General features: G+C 70.2%; 12 protein-coding genes and 1 other RNA gene. 4 read left to right on the top strand and 9 right to left on the bottom strand.

Annotated features, from left to right (window positions below; all coding sequences use genetic code 11):
• Positions 1-66: 66 nt before the first annotated feature.
• Positions 67-2,688: an ATP-dependent chaperone ClpB gene (clpB, locus tag WG922_RS06205; RefSeq protein ID WP_340281414.1), complete on the bottom strand. Its 2,622-nt coding sequence runs from the start codon at positions 2,686-2,688 to the stop codon at positions 67-69.
• Between the two features lie 349 nt (positions 2,689-3,037).
• Between clpB and WG922_RS06210 the strand changes: the two genes are divergently transcribed.
• The gene (locus WG922_RS06210; protein WP_445322796.1) at positions 3,038-4,036 is read left to right on the top strand and encodes a Bug family tripartite tricarboxylate transporter substrate binding protein; all 999 of its coding nucleotides are present in this window, start codon (positions 3,038-3,040) and stop codon (positions 4,034-4,036) included.
• 81 nt (positions 4,037-4,117) lie between these two features.
• Here the strand turns inward: WG922_RS06210 and WG922_RS06215 are convergent, their stop codons facing one another.
• The 5 genes from WG922_RS06215 to dnaX all read right to left on the bottom strand — a co-directional run bounded on the left by WG922_RS06215 (position 4,118) and on the right by dnaX (position 8,933).
• Positions 4,118-5,164 (bottom strand): ABC transporter substrate-binding protein, encoded by a 1,047-nt coding sequence (locus WG922_RS06215; RefSeq protein ID WP_340281415.1) that lies wholly within the window; start codon positions 5,162-5,164, stop codon positions 4,118-4,120.
• A gap of 122 nt (positions 5,165-5,286) precedes the next feature.
• Entirely contained in the window at positions 5,287-5,700 is a 414-nt protein-coding gene (locus tag WG922_RS06220) for an MAPEG family protein (RefSeq protein ID WP_340281416.1), read from the bottom strand.
• Between the two features lie 49 nt (positions 5,701-5,749).
• Positions 5,750-6,337 carry a recombination mediator RecR gene (recR, locus tag WG922_RS06225; protein WP_340281417.1) on the bottom strand — a complete coding sequence of 196 codons (588 nt, stop codon included), beginning with the start codon at positions 6,335-6,337 and terminating at the stop codon, positions 5,750-5,752.
• A 25-nt stretch (positions 6,338-6,362) separates the two neighbouring features.
• Entirely contained in the window at positions 6,363-6,695 is a 333-nt protein-coding gene (locus tag WG922_RS06230) for a YbaB/EbfC family nucleoid-associated protein (RefSeq protein WP_340281418.1), read from the bottom strand.
• A 12-nt stretch (positions 6,696-6,707) separates the two neighbouring features.
• Positions 6,708-8,933, bottom strand: a complete 2,226-nt coding sequence (gene dnaX / locus WG922_RS06235) for a DNA polymerase III subunit gamma/tau (protein WP_340281419.1) — start codon at positions 8,931-8,933, stop codon at positions 6,708-6,710.
• A gap of 138 nt (positions 8,934-9,071) precedes the next feature.
• On the opposite strand from dnaX, the gene ffs reads away from it, so the two are divergent.
• Positions 9,072-9,168, top strand: an RNA gene (ffs, locus tag WG922_RS06240) — signal recognition particle sRNA small type.
• An 853-nt stretch (positions 9,169-10,021) separates the two neighbouring features.
• On the opposite strand, the gene fusA is transcribed toward ffs, so the two are convergent.
• A complete protein-coding gene (gene fusA / locus WG922_RS06245) occupies positions 10,022-12,070 on the bottom strand; it encodes an elongation factor G (protein ID WP_340281421.1) in 2,049 nt (682 codons plus the stop codon).
• 198 nt (positions 12,071-12,268) lie between these two features.
• Between fusA and WG922_RS06250 the strand changes: the two genes are divergently transcribed.
• Complete coding sequence (locus tag WG922_RS06250; protein ID WP_340281423.1) at positions 12,269-13,501, top strand: hypothetical protein; 1,233 nt, start codon at positions 12,269-12,271, stop codon at positions 13,499-13,501.
• 30 nt (positions 13,502-13,531) lie between these two features.
• Here WG922_RS06250 and WG922_RS06255 read toward each other — a convergent pair whose 3' ends face one another.
• The gene (locus WG922_RS06255) at positions 13,532-14,053 is read right to left on the bottom strand and encodes a superoxide dismutase family protein (RefSeq protein WP_340281424.1); all 522 of its coding nucleotides are present in this window, start codon (positions 14,051-14,053) and stop codon (positions 13,532-13,534) included.
• A 304-nt stretch (positions 14,054-14,357) separates the two neighbouring features.
• Between WG922_RS06255 and WG922_RS06260 the strand changes: the two genes are divergently transcribed.
• Positions 14,358-14,783, top strand: coding sequence for a hypothetical protein (locus WG922_RS06260; protein ID WP_340281425.1), 426 nt, complete (start codon positions 14,358-14,360; stop codon positions 14,781-14,783).
• Between the two features lie 78 nt (positions 14,784-14,861).
• Here WG922_RS06260 and WG922_RS06265 read toward each other — a convergent pair whose 3' ends face one another.
• Positions 14,862-16,199 carry a TIGR03862 family flavoprotein gene (locus WG922_RS06265; RefSeq protein ID WP_340281816.1) on the bottom strand — a complete coding sequence of 446 codons (1,338 nt, stop codon included), beginning with the start codon at positions 16,197-16,199 and terminating at the stop codon, positions 14,862-14,864.
• Between the last annotated feature and the right edge of the window lie 2 nt (positions 16,200-16,201).

The following is a 16,201-nucleotide window of genomic DNA, read 5'->3' on the forward strand; positions in this document are numbered from 1 at the left end:
GGTGCAGGCATGAAAAAGGACGGGGAACCGTTCCCCGCCCCTGTGACCACGGCGCCCACTGATAGTTCACGCCTCGGCCGCTTCCGGCGCCGACTGCGCATTACCGAACTTGAACACCCCCGGCTCCAGCACGGGATCGACCTCGACCGGAATGGTGCTCTTGGGCGGAAAACGCCCCTCGAGAATCAGCTTGGACAGCGGGTTCTCGATGCGCTGCTGGATGGCGCGCTTGAGCGGCCGGGCGCCGAACACCGGGTCGAACCCCACCTTGGCGAGTTCCTCCAGCGCCGCCTCGGACACCTGCAGCGACAGGTCCATCTTGGCCAGCCGGCGCTCCAGCACCTGCAGCTGGATGCGTGCGATCTGGGCGATGTGCGCCGCGGCCAGCCCGTGGAACACCACCGTCTCGTCGATGCGGTTGAGGAATTCGGGACGGAAGTGGTTCTTCAGCTCGTCCCACACGACGTCCTTCACGTCCTCGTACGGCTTGCCGACCATGGCCTGGATCATGTGCGAGCCGATGTTGCTCGTCATCACGATCACGGTGTTCTTGAAGTCCACCGTGCGGCCCTGCCCGTCGGTGAGGCGGCCGTCGTCCAGCACCTGCAGCAGCACGTTGAACACGTCGTGGTGCGCCTTCTCGACCTCGTCGAGAAGGATCACGCTGTAGGGCTTGCGGCGCACCGCCTCGGTGAGATAGCCGCCCTCCTCGTAGCCTACGTAGCCCGGGGGGGCGCCGATCAGGCGGGCCACCGAGTGCTTCTCCATGAACTCGCTCATGTCGATGCGAACCAGGTGCTCCTCGCTGTCGAAGAGGAAATTGGCGAGTGCCTTGCACAGCTCGGTCTTGCCCACGCCGGTAGGCCCGAGGAACAGGAACGATCCGGTCGGGCGGTTCGGGTCGGACAGGCCCGAGCGCGAGCGGCGGATGGCGTTGGCCACCGCGCTGATCGCCTCGTCCTGCCCCACCACGCGCTGGTGCAGGCGCTCTTCCATGTGCAGCAGCTTCTCGCGCTCGCCCTGCATCAGCTTGGACACCGGAATTCCGGTGGCCCGCGCCACCACCTCGGCGATCTCCTCGGCGCCGACCTGGGTGCGCAGCAGCTGCGGACGCCCCGACTTCGCCTTGCCGCTCTCCTGGTCCTGCGCCGACTTGAGCTTGTGCTCGAGCTCCGGCAGCTTGCCGTACTGCAGCTCGGCGACCTTGTTGAAATCGCCCTTGCGCGTGGACTCCTCGATCTGGAAGCGCACGCGGTCCATTTCCTCGCGCACCTGGGCGCTGCCCTGCGCCGCAGCCTTCTCGGCCTTCCAGATGTCCTCGAGGTCGGCGATTTCCTTTTGCAGCTTGGCGATTTCTTCCTCGATGAGGCCGATGCGCTTGCGGGAGGCCTCGTCGGTCTCCTTCTTCATGGCCTCGCGTTCGATCTGCAGCTGGATCATGCGGCGGTCGAGCCGGTCGATGGCCTCGGGCTTGGAGTCGATCTCGATCTTGATCTTGCTCGCCGCCTCATCGATCAGGTCGATGGCCTTGTCCGGCAGGAAACGGTCGGTGATGTAGCGGTGCGAGAGCTCGGCCGCGGCCACGATGGCCGGGTCGGTGATGTCCACGCCGTGGTGCGCCTCGTACTTGTCCTGCAGGCCGCGCAGGATGGCGATGGTCGCCTCCACGGTCGGCTCGCCCACGAGAATCTTCTGGAACCGCCGCTCGAGCGCCGCGTCCTTCTCGATGTACTTGCGGTATTCGTTCAAAGTCGTCGCACCCACGCAGTGCAGCTCGCCACGCGCCAGCGCCGGCTTGAGCATGTTGCCCGCATCCATCGCGCCCTCGGCCTTGCCCGCGCCCACCATGGTGTGCAGCTCGTCGATGAAGACGATGGTCTGTCCTTCGTCCTTGGCCAGCTCGCTCAGGACGTTCTTCAGGCGCTCCTCGAATTCGCCGCGGTACTTGGCACCGGCCAGCAGCGCGGCCATGTCCAGCGAGAGCACGCGCTTGTTCTTCAGGGTTTCGGGCACCTCGCCCGAGACGATGCGCTGCGCCAGCCCCTCGACGATGGCGGTCTTGCCGACGCCGGGCTCGCCGATCAGCACCGGATTGTTCTTGGTGCGCCGCTGCAGCACCTGGATGGCGCGGCGGATCTCCTCGTCGCGTCCGATCACCGGATCGAGCTTGCCCATGCGGGCCCGCTCGGTGAGGTCCAGGCAGTACTTCTTCAGCGCCTCGCGCTGCCCTTCGGCATCGGCGCTGTTCACGTTCTGGCCGCCGCGCACCGCGTCGATGGCCGACTCCAGCGACTTGCGGGTGAGGCCGTGCTCGCGCGCGATGCGGCCGATGTCCTGCTTGCTGTCGGCGATGGCGAGCATGAACAGTTCGCTGGCAATGAACTGGTCGCCCCGCTTGAGGCCTTCCTTTTCGGCGCCCTGCAACACGCCGACCAGCTCCCGGCCGATCTGCACCTGCTCCTGGCCCTGCACCTGCGGCCGCTTGTGCATGGCGGCTTCCGCCGACGCCAGCAGCCCGGGCACGTTGACCCCGGCGCGCTGCAGCAGCGCAGCCGGCCCGTCCTCCTGGCGCAGCATGGCCACCAGCACGTGCTCGGGTTCGATGTAGGCATGGTCGTTCGCCAGGGCGAGGCTCTGGGCCTCGCTCAATGCTTCGGCGAACTTGGTGGTCAATTTGTCGAGTCGCATGTCCAACGCTCCTTGTTGCACCGCAGCTTTAGGCTTGACCCCGCGATTTCAAGGGGCAAGCGCCAGCGGAGTGCGCCCAACAGGCTACTGCGTGGCCGGCGCGCCACCGCGCCGCCTGTCCCCGATGGCACGCCGTCGGCGCCCAAGTGCGGCGAAGTACCACCTGCGCAGCACCCGGCCCGGCACGGCGGCGGGTCACCGGCAAGCTCTGGTGCGGTCATGCCTCCCGGGCCTGCACTCCTGACCTCCGAAGCCGGCGTCCCGGCCCGGACGCCCGGCCTCTTGTATTCTGTCGGCCCCGCCGCGCCAAGCGCGTCCGCACCCGAATTTCCTCGACGTCGATCCACCCATGAGTTTCCCCGCCCCAGCCACTTCCTTGTCCCTGCGCCGCCGCGCCCTGCTGGCTGCCTTCGGCATGACCGCCCTCACGGCCGGCGCACCCGCCTGGAGCCAGTCGGGCGCGCCCATCCGGCTGCTGGTGGGCTTCCCGCCCGGAGGTGGCACCGACGCCATCGCGCGCACCCTGGCGGACAAGCTGAAGGAACAGCTGGGAGTCCCAGTGGTCGTGGAGAACCGGGCCGGCGCCGGCGGCCAGCTCGCGGCCCAGGCGCTGAAAGCCGCTGCGGCGGACGGCCACACCTTCTTCATCAGCCACGACCACTCCATCTCCATCCTCCCGCTGGTCACGCGCAACCCGGGGTTCGACCCGGCAACCGACTTCGTCCCGGTAGCGGGCTTCGCCACCTTCGCCAATGCCTTGGCCCTCTCCGGCGGCACGCCGGCCAAGACCTTCCCCGAGTACGTGCAGCACGTGCGCGCCACCGGCGGAAAGGACACCATCGGGGTGCCGGCGCCAGCCTCGATCCCGGAGCTCCTGGTCGGGCTGATCAAGGACAAGTACGCCATCGACGTGCAGGCCGCGCCCTACCGCGGCAGTGCGCCGATGGTGGCCGACATGCTGGGCAACCAGATCAAGGCGGGCATCGGCTCGGTGCCCGACTTCATCGAGAACCACCGCGCCGGCAAGCTGCGCATCGTGGCCGTCATCGGCGACAAGCGACAGCCCCTGCTGCCGCAGGTCCCCACGTTCGCGGAGATGGGGCTGCCCAACCTCGACGACCTGCCGTACTACGGCGTGTTCGCGCCCGCCGGCACGCCCGCGCCGACGGTGGAGCGCTTCGGCCAGGCCTTGCAACGCGTGGTGGAAACGCCCGAGGTGCGCGAGCGCCTCACCGCGATGGGGCTCACCGTCGGCTATGAGCCACAGGCGCAGTTCGCCGCATCGGTGCGCCGCTACGGCCAGGTCTGGGCGCGCATCGTCAAGGCGAGCGGCTTCCAGCCGAAGTAGTAGGCGCCACCGCGGAACGCCTCGCTCCGCGGCAACCGCTTCGAGCGGCGCACTGCGGCTGGCAGGCGGTGCAGGCAGGCCTCAGGCGTGGAACCGGTCCTTGGCGCGGCGGGCGAAATCGTTGGTGTAGGTGCGGGCGAGATCGATGCGATCCGCGCGTACTGCAGCATCGAAGGCGGCGACGGTGCGCACCGCCGTACGCACGCCCTCCACGGGAATGACGCCGTCGGGCGAGATCGCTTCGCGCACCTTGGTGAAGGCCGCGAGGTAGAGCGCGCGGTCGCCGAGCAGGAAGGCCTCCGGGACGGTCTTGATGAGGTCGCTGGGGCCGGCGGTCTGCAGCCATTTGAGGGCATGCACCACGGCATTGGCCAACGCCTGGCAGGTGCCCGGGTGCTTCTGCACGAACTCCTGGGTGGCGTAGAGGCAGCTCGCCGGCATCGGGCCTCCGAAGACTTCCTGGGTGCCCTTGAGCGTGCGCGTGTCGCTGATGATGCGCAGCTCGCCGCGCTGCTCGAGCTGCGTCATGACCGGATCAACGTGGCTGATGGCTTCGATCTGCCCCGTGCGGAAGGCACTGGTCGCGTCCCACATCTGGCTGACCCCCACGAAGCTCACGTCGCGCGGCGTCAGGCCGCCGCGCGCGAGCACCAGCCGGGCCACCATGTTGGACGAAGTGCCTGGCGCCGCGACGCCGATGCGCCGCCCCCGCAGGTCGGCCACCGTGCGATAGGCCGGCAACGCGCGGGTGGAGATGCCCACCGCCACCTGGGGCGCGCGGCCCTGCAGTACGAAGGCCTGGAAAAACTGGTTGCGCCCCTGCAGCTGCACCACCTGCTCGAACGGGCCGCTGAGCACATCGACCGCTGCGGGCAGGCGATCGTGCATCAGGCCGGTGCCGGTGGGCTGATCCTGGAGGTCTACCTCCAGGCCTTCCGAGCGAAAGTATCCGAGCTGCTCAGCGATCACCAGCGGAAGCGCCGAGAAACTGGCCTTTCCGGCGACAGCGAGCGCGATGCGATTCTTCTCGAGCCGCAGGGGCTGGGCGCGCAGCGTGGCGCTGCCCGCGCCCGCCGCGACGAAGACGGCGGCCGTGGCGAAGGCGCGGCGGCTGATGCGGCTGGACATGGCTCCTCTCCTGGGAGCCGCCAGATTAGCCACGCGGCCTTTCCACTGCATCGGGACCATCCCCCTTCGGGTTTCCACCGTTGGAAAACGTGGCCCACTTCAAGGCCCCGCAGGTGCCGGCGTCAGCGCCAGCCGGCGAGCAGGATGCCCACGTTGACCGCCAGCGCCAGCACCCACACCAGGCTGCGCGCCGCGGCCAGGCCGGCTACGTACAGGGCGACGTAGACGATGCGTAGCGTGACGAACAGAACCGCCAGGGTGTCGATGAGTGCCTGCGAGGCGCCGAGCTGATGCGCCACGATGACGGCGCCGATGAAGAAGGGCAGCGCCTCGAAGCTGTTCGCCTGCGCTGCGTTCGCGCGCGCCGACAAGCCCGTCTGCGCCGCCAGCCAGGCGCGCGGCTCGTTGTTGTCGTAGCCGCCCTCGCGCCGCGGCTTGCCGAAGCCGTGCGCCTTGGCGAGCCATGCGCAGGCATAGGGCAGCAGCGCCGCCACCAGGATGCAGCCGTAGGCCACCGTGAAATGCATGCCGTTCATCGCGGGCCCTCCTGGCTTGCGGTTCGCACCATGGTTGGTCGGCGCGGCTTCAACGCCGATCGACCAGCGCGTGTGCGATGGTGCCGAGATCGACGTACTCGAGTTCGCTGCCAGCCGGAACCCCGCGCGCCAGGCGCGTGACCTTCAGGCCGCGGGCCTTCAGCGCCTCGCCGATCACGTGCGCCGTGGCCTCGCCCTCGGCGGTGAAATTGGTCGCGAGGATCACCTCCTGCACCTCGCCGGCGGTGGCGCGCTCGAACAGCGTGGCCAGGCCGATGTCCTTCGGCCCGATGCCGTCGAGCGGGCTGAGCTTGCCCATGAGCACGAAATACAACCCACGGAAGGCGCCGGTGCGCTCGACGGCGGCCTGATCGGCCGGTGTTTCGACGACGCAGAGCTTGGCGCGGTCACGCTGCGGATTGCGACAGGTGTCGCAGACCTCGTCTTCGGTGAAGGTGTGGCACTGGCTGCAATGGCGCATGCGCGTCGCGGCCTGCTGCAGCGCCTGGGCGAGCAGCTGCGCGCCCTCGCGGTCGTGCTGCAGCAGGTGGTAGGCCATCCGCGACGCGGACTTCTGCCCGACGCCCGGCAGGCGCCGCAGCGCCTCGATCAGCGCGGGCAGGCTGCTGCTGGACACGAGCGGGCGGACGATGCGTAGCGCGTCAGAAGGGGAACTTCATGCCGCCGGGCAGGCCAGGCATGCCCGCCGTGATCTTGCCCATCTTCTCCTGCGAGGTCTCTTCGGCCTTGCGCACCGCGGCATTGAAGGCCGCGGCCACGAGGTCTTCGAGCATGTCCTTGTCGTCGGCGAGCAGGCTGGGGTCGATTTCCACCCGCTTCACGTCGTGCTTGCAGGTCATCGTCACCTTGACGAGGCCCGCGCCGGACTCGCCGGTGACCTCGATGGTGGCCAGTTCGTCCTGTGCCTTCTTCAGGTTGTCCTGCATGGCCTGGGCCTGCTTCATCAGACCGGCGAGCTGTCCCTTGTTGAACATGTGTCGTTTCCTTTAGCTGTGGGTGCCGTTCACCGGCTTGATGCTGCCAGGCACGATTTTCGCGCCAAAGTCCCGCATCATCTGTTGCACGAACGGATCGGCCAGGATGACCTCTTCGGCCGCCTGCTGGCGCTGGGCGGCGGCATGCGCGTTGCGGCGCGCCGGGCTATCGACGACCGCGCCGATCTCGACGCCGAGCGTCACGGGAAAGCCCGCGGCCTGGAGCGCGGCCTGCAGCCGCTCGCGCGTGGAGTTCTGGTTCAGCGATTCGCGTTCGATGCGCAAGAGCCAGTGGTCGGTGTCGCGCGCCACCAGCTGCGACTGCAGCGCCAGCTCGCGCACCAGGGCCGTGATCGCCTCGGCCGCCACCAGCTGCTGCACGGTGGCGTGCCAGAAATCGCCTTCTTCCGTGGGAGTGAAGCTCGTCGCCGATCGCTGCGCGGCCGGCGCATCGCGCCGGGGCTCGGATGCAAGCCGCACCGGCACGCCCAGCACCGGCGAGCGCGGTCGCGCCTGATCGATCGGCTGCGCCTGGCGCTGCGGGCGCCCCTCGGGCCGCAGCACGGGGACCATGTGACCGGCAGGTACGTCGGCGATTTCCCGTGCGTGCTGCACGGCATCGGGCCTTGCGCCTTCCACGGGCGCGGACTGTTCGCGGCGGCCAGGCGCGGCCTGTGCGATTGCACTCTCAACACCGGCTGAAAGTTCGGGCGAATCGTCGTCCACGGGCTCGCCGGGACTGGGCAGATTGTCCGGATCGTCGAAGGCCGCGGAGCTCTCGGCGACGTGCGGCGGGCGCTGCGATGAGGGGCGAGCGGCCGGGTGCGTGGTTGGCTGCGTGGCGGTGTGCTCGGCCGCGTGACAGCCAGCCCCCGCGGTGGCTGCGCCGCCCGTTGCGCCCGCCCCGACGCCGATGCGGCTGGGCGTTTCGTGGGGCGAGCCGACGCTGCCACTGGCCGACCCAGCAGATTTCGCAGCCGTCGAGTCGGCCTCAGGGCCCCGCGCCGTGTGCTCGGGCTTGACCGGGGAACCAGCAGCCGCCGTCGGGTTCGTGGCGCCGGAAGCACGAGGCGCGGCGGGCGCGCCGCTCACGGCATCAAGCGAAGTTTTTTTTTCCTGCGGAGCCGAAGTTGCGGCGTGTCGCGGCTTGAAGGCAAGCAGCCGCAGCAGCACCATCGTGAGCGCCGCATATTCGTCGGGCGCGAGCCCCAGCTCGGCGCGCCCATGCAGGCACATGCTGTAGAGGAGCTGGGTCTCGTCGGCAGGAAGTGCCTGCGCCAGCGCGAACATCGCCCGCGACTCGGCATCGGCGTCGTCCGCGGCCGAGGGCACCGCCTGCAGGATCGCCATGCGCTGCAGCACCGCACTCATTTCTTCCAGCGTGGAGGCCGCGGACAGGCCATGCAGCCGCAGCTGGTCGCAGGTGGCCACCACGCTGGCACCGTCGCCCGCCGCCAGCGCCTCGATCAGGCGAAACACATGGCTGCGATCGACGCTGCCGAGCATCTGGCGCACACCCGCCTCGTCCAGCCGGCCGCTGCCGAAAGCGATGGCCTGGTCGGTCAGCGAAAGCGCGTCGCGCATGGAGCCGCGGGCCGCGCGAGCCAGCAGGCGCAGGGCCGCAGGCTCTGCCTCCACCTGCTCCACCTCGAGCACCCGGGCCAGGTGGTCTTGCACCGTCTCCGGCGCCATCGGGCGCAGGTTGAACTGCAGGCAGCGGGAAAGCACCGTCACCGGCACCTTCTGCGGATCGGTCGTGGCAAGGACGAACTTGAGGTATTCGGGCGGCTCTTCCAGCGTCTTGAGCATCGCGTTGAACGCATGCCCGGTGAGCATGTGCACCTCGTCGATCATGAACACCTTGAAGCGGCCCTGCACCGGCTTGTAGACCGCCTGCTCCAGCAACGCCTGCACCTCGTCCACCCCGCGGTTGGAGGCGGCATCGAGTTCGGTGTAATCGACGAAGCGCCCTGCGTCGATGTCGCCGCAGGCCTGGCACACGCCGCAGGGCTGCGCGGTGATGCCGCCCTGGCCGTCGGCGCCCTGGCAATTGAGCGACTTCGCCAGCACGCGCGACACCGTCGTCTTGCCCACGCCGCGGGTGCCGGTGAACAGATAGGCGTGGTGCAGCCGCTGCTGGGTCAACGCGTTGGAGAGCGCCTGCACCACGTGCTCCTGGCCCACCATTTCGCTGAACGTCTTGGGACGGTACTTGCGGGCCAGCACGAGATAGGACATGGCGCTGGATTCTACGGGCCGCCCGCACCTGCCCAACCGCGGGCGCGGCAGTCGCGCCGCGCCCATCGCCCTGTGCACCATGAGGTAACAGCACCCCGCGCGCCGGCCGACCGCGGCGCCTCGCCTACAATCGCCGCTGACGGGCCTCCCCGCATGGTGAAGCGGCCAAACGGGTCAGGTGGGGAACCAAGCAGCCCTAACTGTGTAGCCAGTGCCGGGGGTAAGGCTCGTCAACCAAATACCTAGAAAACCTGCGCCGGCAACAACGTGCGTGCTGGCGGGGCCTCTCAGCCGCTTCGGCGTGTACCCAGAGTGTGTCGCCTTGCCATCAACCAAGGACAACTCGATGCCGAAGCGGATGCCGGCGTCTGCCGTCGCACCCGCTCAACCCGTTGACCGTGGCGCATCAAGGTCCCTGCCGACCTCACCTCCCTCCATGCCACCGAGTGCTCGCACCGATCGTCCTTGGAAACTGAGGACCTGAAGGAAGCCAGCACCAAGGCAGCCAAGCTGCGTGCGGAGCGGCTTGCCCGGCTCGAGGACGGGCGAAAGAGTTCAACGCGCGAAAGGTGGAGAGAGAAACGATCTCCGCGCTATGCGTCCGGCAGCGCTGGCGCACGCCCCGCGCGAGGTCGCTGCGCGGAGCGCCCGCGCCTCAAATGCGCACGCCAGGCTGCGCCGGCCGAGGCGGAACTGCGACCACCTGCGGAGCGGGCTCGCGGATTTTCATGAGGGGACGGTGGACGTGGGATACCAGGCCTTGCAGCCTGCCGGGCCGGCGCGAGGCCTCTTCGGCAGGCCTGGGATCCACGAGATAACCAAACGGATTGACGGGAGCGGGTACGTCGGACATGAGGTCACTTCACGTAGTGCGGGAACTGACCGTAGCCGGCGCGGGCCCACGGCGGTGTAGGACGCTGACCCATGTTCGCCGTGCAGCGGGAGTCAGCATCGGAGGGCGCATGCTTTCGAGGGACATGCTGCCGCTGTGCCACCGCGCTGCCCCCCGGACCGTCCAAACTCATGCAGACACACACACGCTCGCGGCGGTGTCGGCGCCGCTGCAACGCAGCCACGTCTCCGCCGCCTCACTCCTCCTCCCCGGTGCGCCACTGGCCTTCTAGCGCCTGCTGCACACTGGGCGGCACCGTGTCGTAGTGCGACAGCGAAAGCGTGTAGCGGCCCTGCCCGCTCGTCATCGCATTCAGGCGCGACTGGTAGGAGATCATCTCGGACAGCGGCGCCTGGCCGCGCACGACGATCTGTCCCGCGGCGGCGTGGCTGGTGCCGTTGACCTGGCCGCGGCGCGACGACAGGTCGCCCGTGATCTCGCCCATGGCGCTGCCCGGCGCGGTGATCTCGACATCGACGATGGGCTCGAGCACCACCGGCCGGGCCTCGCGCACGGCGGCCATGAAGGCCTTGCGCGCCGCCGTGACGAAGGCGATCTCCTTGCTGTCCACGCTGTGGTGCTTGCCGTCGTGCACCACCACGCGCACGTCGGTCACCGGGTAGCCGGCGATGACGCCGGTCTCCATCGCCTGGCGCACTCCCTTTTCCACGGCCGGCATGAACTGCGTCGGAATGACACCGCCCTTGACCTGATCGACGAACTCGAACCCTGCGCCCCGCGCGAGCGGCTCGACGCGCAGCGACACCTCCCCGAACTGGCCGGCCCCTCCGGTCTGCTTCTTGTGCCGGTGGTGTCCCTCGGCCGGGGCGCCGACGCTCTCGCGGTATGCCACCCGCGGCGGCCGCGTGTCCACTTCGAGCTTGTAGGCCTCGCGCAGCCTCTCCAGCAGCACGCGCAGGTGCAGCTCGCCCAATCCATAGACGATGGTCTCGTGCGTGGCGGCATCGCGCTGCACCCTGAGGCACGGGTCTTCATCGACCAGCTTGGCCAGCACGTCCCACAGCCGCTGCTCGTCGCCGCGTCGGCGCGGCGCGATGGCCAGCCCGTGCACCGGCACCGGGAAGGCCAGCGGCGCGAGGTGGATGTGGTCGTCCTCGGCGGCGTCGTGCAGCACCGCGTCGTGGTGCAGTTCGTCCACCTTGGCGATGGCGCAGATGTCCCCGGGAACCGCGCTGGACACTTCGACGTGCTCCTTGCCCTGCAGCATGAACAGGTGCCCGACCTTGAACGGCTTGCGACCGTCGCCGACGTACAGCTCGCTGTCGCGGGTGACGGTGCCCTGGTGGACGCGAAAAATGCCGAGCTTGCCGATGTAGGGATCGACCGCCACCTTGAACACGTGCGCCAGCACGTGCTGCTGCGGATCGGGCTGCGCGCGCACCGGCACGGCCGCGGCGCCCTCCCCCCGCAGGAACTGCGGCGGGTTGCCTTCGGTGGGGTTGGGCAGCAGCCGATCGATGACGTCCAGCAGCTGCGCCACGCCCGCCCCGGTGCGCGCGCAGACGAAGCACACCGGCACCAGGTGCCCCTCGCGCAGCGCCTGCTCGAGCGGCGCGTGCAGCTCGCCCGGATCGACATCGCCTTCGTTCAGGTAGCGCTCGACGAACGCGCCATCGACCTCGACCACCTGCTCGACCAATGCGCGGTGCGCGTCTTCGACCGAGCCGAAGTCGCTCGAGCCCTCGCGGTTGAAAAAGCAGTCCACCACCCGGGCGCCGCCGTCGGCGGGCAGGTTGACCGGCAGGCACTCGCGCCCGAGCGCCGACTGGATGTCCGCCAGCAGGGCCCGCAGGTCGGTGGCCGCATCGATCTTGTTGACGATCACCAGCCGGTCGAGCTGCCGGGCCGCGGCGTACTCCATCATGCGCAGGGCCATCGGTTCGAGTCCGGCGGCGGCACTGACGACGATGGCCGCGGTCTCCACCGCCTCCAGCGCCGGCAGCGCCTGCCCCAGCAGGTCCGGCGCTCCGGGCGTGTCGATGAGGTGGATGCGGGTGTCGCCGTGCTCCAGGTGCAGCACCGAGGTGTTGAGCGAGTGCTGCATGCGCCGCTCCAGCGGATCGTGATCGCTCACGGTGCTGCCCCGCTCGACGCTGCCGGCGGTGGTGATCGCGCCGCTTGCGTGCAGCAAGGCCTCGCAGAGGCTGGTCTTGCCGGCCGCTGCGGGGCCGACCAGGGCGAGGGTGCGGATCGCGGCGGTGCCGCCGCGCGATGGGCTTGGCATGGGCAAGTCTCCCCGGTGGGCCCGACGCCACGGCGGCGCCGCTGCACGCCTCCAGCGTAGGCCAAGCGCGCGGGCGGCACAAGCAGTGGCCGGCGGGCCGCAGCAGCAGCGTCCGCGCGCGGTTCTCGCAGAGCCGCTGGTCGCGCTCGCCACGTCATCCACTACGATGGTCGCGACATTCCACTCCGGGAGGACCTCATGCGCCAGTTCCCGACCGCACCGCACCCGAGCCGCGCAAGCCGCATGCAGGCGTTCGTGCCCCTGCTCCTGCTGATGCTGTGCTGCGCCGCACCAGGCGCACTGCACGCCCAGGTGAGCACCAGCGCCGGGGACGGCGCCGCATCGGTGCAGGTCGAGCGCAATGTCTATGCCGCGGGCGGCAAGGTGCAGCCCGAAGCGCCCGTGCGCGGTGATTTCAGCGGCGCCGCGGGCCGCGTGGAGTTGGACCAGCCAGTGTCGGGCGACGCGGCGCTGGCGGGCGGCTCGGTCGTGGTGAGGGCACCGGTTGCGCAGGATCTGCGTATCGGTGCGGGCGACGTTTCGCTCGACAGCACCGTCGGCGGCGAACTTTTCGTGATGGGCGGAAACGTGACGCTCAGCCCGGCGACCCGCATCGCGCGGGGTGCCCGCCTGTATGCCGGCGAGCTCACGATCGGCGGTCGCATCGGCGAAACCCTCGAGGCCCGCGCGCGGCGCATCGTGCTCGACGGCGAGGTCGGCGGCGATGTCGATCTCAGCGCACGCCAGATCGAACTGGGGCCGAATGCGCGCGTCGCGGGGGCGCTGCGCTACAGCGCGCCGACCGAACTCGTGATGGCGCCCGGCGCGACCGTTGCCGGCGCCATCACACGCGAGTCGGGACGCGCCGAGCCGTCCGCCGCCGCGCGCCGCGAGGGGCCTGCGGCTGCGGGCGAGCGCACCTGGGGCCTGCGCATCGCGGGCTGGGTGGGTGGCACGCTGCTGTTCCTGGGCGTGCTTGCATTCGCTGCCGTGATGCTGCTGGTGGCGCCGGGCTTCGCCGCCCGCACCGCCGACCGCATCCGCATCGCGCCCGGTCCGGCGCTGGGTTTCGGACTGCTGGTGGCGCTCGCGGTTCCGGTGGTCGCCGGCGTGCTGTTCATCACGGTGCTGGGCATCCCCATCGGCCTGATGCTGCTGTCGCTGTATCCGGGCCTGTTGCTGCTGGGGCTGCTGCTGGGCGTGCTGTTCCTCGCACGGCTGATGTCAGGTGCGCTGCGGCGCGGGCGCACCGACGGCGGCTTCGTGCTCGACATGGTGTTCATCGCCCTGGCGCTGCTGGTGCTGACCTTGCTGTCCAACGTACCGGTAGTGGGCGCGCTGGCGCTAGCGCTGTTCGTTCTGGCGGGGACGGGCGCCTTGGTCCTCGAGGGGCGCGACTGGCGCCGGCGCCGCCGCGACCCGCTGGCCTGATCCGCTGGCCAGCGGACCGCCAGGAAGGCCTCAGCCGCGCCGGATCACGGCGCAGGCCACGCGTGGGCCGGACTCGCCTGCGGGCTGGCTGCGGTAGTCGTCCGGTTCGCGGTGCACCACCAGGCCGCGGCCGACCACGCTGGTGGCGCCTTCGGACACGCGCAGCGCCGGCACCAGCACGTCGATGCGCGCCACCCCGGCGCCATCGGCCTGCAGGTTCGGCATGTCGCCCGCATGGTGCGGCGTCCGCGCGAAATGCCCGTGCGGCGTGCCAGCCGGATTGAAGTGCCCGCCGGCGCTGCTGGCATCGGGGCTGCTGCAATCGCCCTTCTCGTGGACATGGAAGCCGTGCTCGCTGTTGGGCCGCAGCCCGCGCACCTCGCCCGCCACGCGCACGCCGCCGCCGCGCTCTTCGAAGCGCACGCTGCCGCGCACCTGGTTGGCGGCGGTGGGTTGGAGTTCGGCCACCGCGGTGGGGCGGTCGAACCCGGTGGCGCAACCGGCCAGCGCCAGGGTCGCAGCGGCGCTGGCCGCAAGTAGGGGGTACTTCATCGTTCGGTCTCCTTGTTGTGGAACGCCAGTCTGGGCCAGCGCGCCTGCAAGCTGAATCGGACGGCGACTACATCCGCCCGCGCCGGCTTCCCACCGTAGCCCAGCGGGGGCGCTCCTACGCTGAGTCTCACACGGGAGGTACAGAACAATGCAGCACGTCGGCCCGCAACCCGGTCATTCCGAAGGACGAGCACGCCGCGACCCACGCGAGGCCCCCCGCCTCGGGCGACGCAAGCGCTGCGTCGCGGCCGTGCCACGATGGCGGCGCTGTGCAGCCGGTGCGCTGCTCCTGCTGGCAGCTCCGATGGCCGCCGCGCAGGACGGTGACCCCCCTGCCGCGGCCCGGGTCTGGCCCACGCCCGACCTGATCCTGCTGGCGCACCCTGCGGACTCGCTGGAGCTTGCGCCGCTGAACTGGGCGCAGCGTGGCACCAGTGCCCGCGCACAGGCGCTCAAGCTGGGGCTGCAGTGGAAGGGAGGCAGCAGCGCCTCGGGCTGGCAGGTGGACGCGACCGTGTGGCGCCGGGTGTCTGCGGACAACCCTGCGGACGCCCTGCTCTACGGCCGACCTGCGCAGGCGCGCTACGGCGCCGGACTGGAAATGCAGCTGCCCCAGCCGAAGCGCTTGTCCCTGCGGGACCTGCTGGGCGTGCAGCTGGACAACGGTGCCAGGCTGTCGCTCGGGCGCAAGAACGGAGCCGTGCGGCTGTACTACAAGGTGCAGTTCTGAGGCGTCCGCCCCACGGGTTGTGCCGGCGTTGCCCGCCCGCCGATGGCGTGCGCGGTCGAGGCGGCTCGGAGGCCGGTGTCAGGCCAGCGGCGCGCCCGCCGCGCGCAGGTGGCGCAGCACACCGGCTGCCGCATGCCTCCCGGTCGCCATGCTGGCCGTGAGCAGATAGCCGCCGGTCGGGGCGTCCCAGTCGAGCATCTCTCCCGCACAAAAGACGCCGGGGCGCGCGCGCAGCATGCAGGCGTCATCGAGCGCATCGAAGCGCACGCCGCCGGCGCTGCTGATCGCTTCCTGCACGGGCCGCGTCGCGACCAGCCGCACAGGCAGCGCCTTGATGGCCGCGGCAAGTCGCTTCGGATCGTGCATCTGCTCGCGCCCGAGCACCTCGTGCAGCAAGCCGAGCTTGATGCCATCGAGGGCGAGTCGCCCCTTGAGGTGACTGGAAAGCGAACGTGAGCCGCGCGGATGGGCAACCTGCGCCAGCACCTGCTCGTCCGTGCGCCCGGGCAGCAGGTCGATGTGGAACACGGCTGCTCCCGACCGGGCCACGGCCTCGCGCAGGGCCGCCGAAAACGCATAGATGAGGCTGCCCTCGACGCCGGTGGCGGTGGCGACGAATTCCCCTCGTCGCCGCACGCCCTCGAACTCCACCGCCACCGTCTTGAAAGCTTGGCCCGCATGGCGCGTGGCGAAGTGCGGAGTCCAGCCGCCATCGACGTCGAAGCCGCAGTTGGAAGCGACCAGCGGCGAGACCGCGACGCCCGCATCCCGCAGCAGCGGCTGCCATGCCCCGTCGGAGCCGAGGCGGGGCCAGCTCGCGCCGCCCAGGGCGAGCACCACGGCGTGCGCGGCGACGTAGCGTTCGCCCTCGGGCATGGCCATGCGCAGCGCGATCGCGGGGTTGGCTGCGGCTCCGGCGCGACCTTCGGCGTCGGCCTTCGCATTCCCGCTGGCGTGTGCTTCGGTGTCGGTGTCTGCGCATTCGCCTGGCGAGGCCCATCCGATCCAGCGGTGCCGCATGTGGAAGACGACCCCGCGTTCGCGCAGGCGGTGCAGCCAGGCACGCAGCAACGGGGCAGCCTTCATGTCGGTGGGAAACACGCGGCCCGACGTGCCGACGAAGCTTGCAATGCCCAGCCCGGCAGCCCACTCGCGCAGCGCGGTGGGATCGAATGCGCGCACGGCGTCCAGCAACGGCGGCGCCGGCGGCCGGAAACGCTCCAGAAACTGCGGCAGCGGCTCGGAGTGCGTGAGGTTCAGTCCGCCGCGGCCGGCCAGCAGGAATTTGCGCCCCGCCGAAGGCATCGCGTCGTAGACCGCCACGCGCAGTCCGGCCTCGCTGAGCCGCTCTGCCGCGGCGAGGCCGGCGGGACCCGCGCCCACCACGACGACATCCATCGCTCCACCGCCAACCATGG

Origin of the sequence: Ramlibacter sp. AN1015 (genome assembly GCF_037726105.1) — a bacterium.
Taxonomy (GTDB): Bacteria; Pseudomonadota; Gammaproteobacteria; order Burkholderiales; family Burkholderiaceae_C; genus Ramlibacter.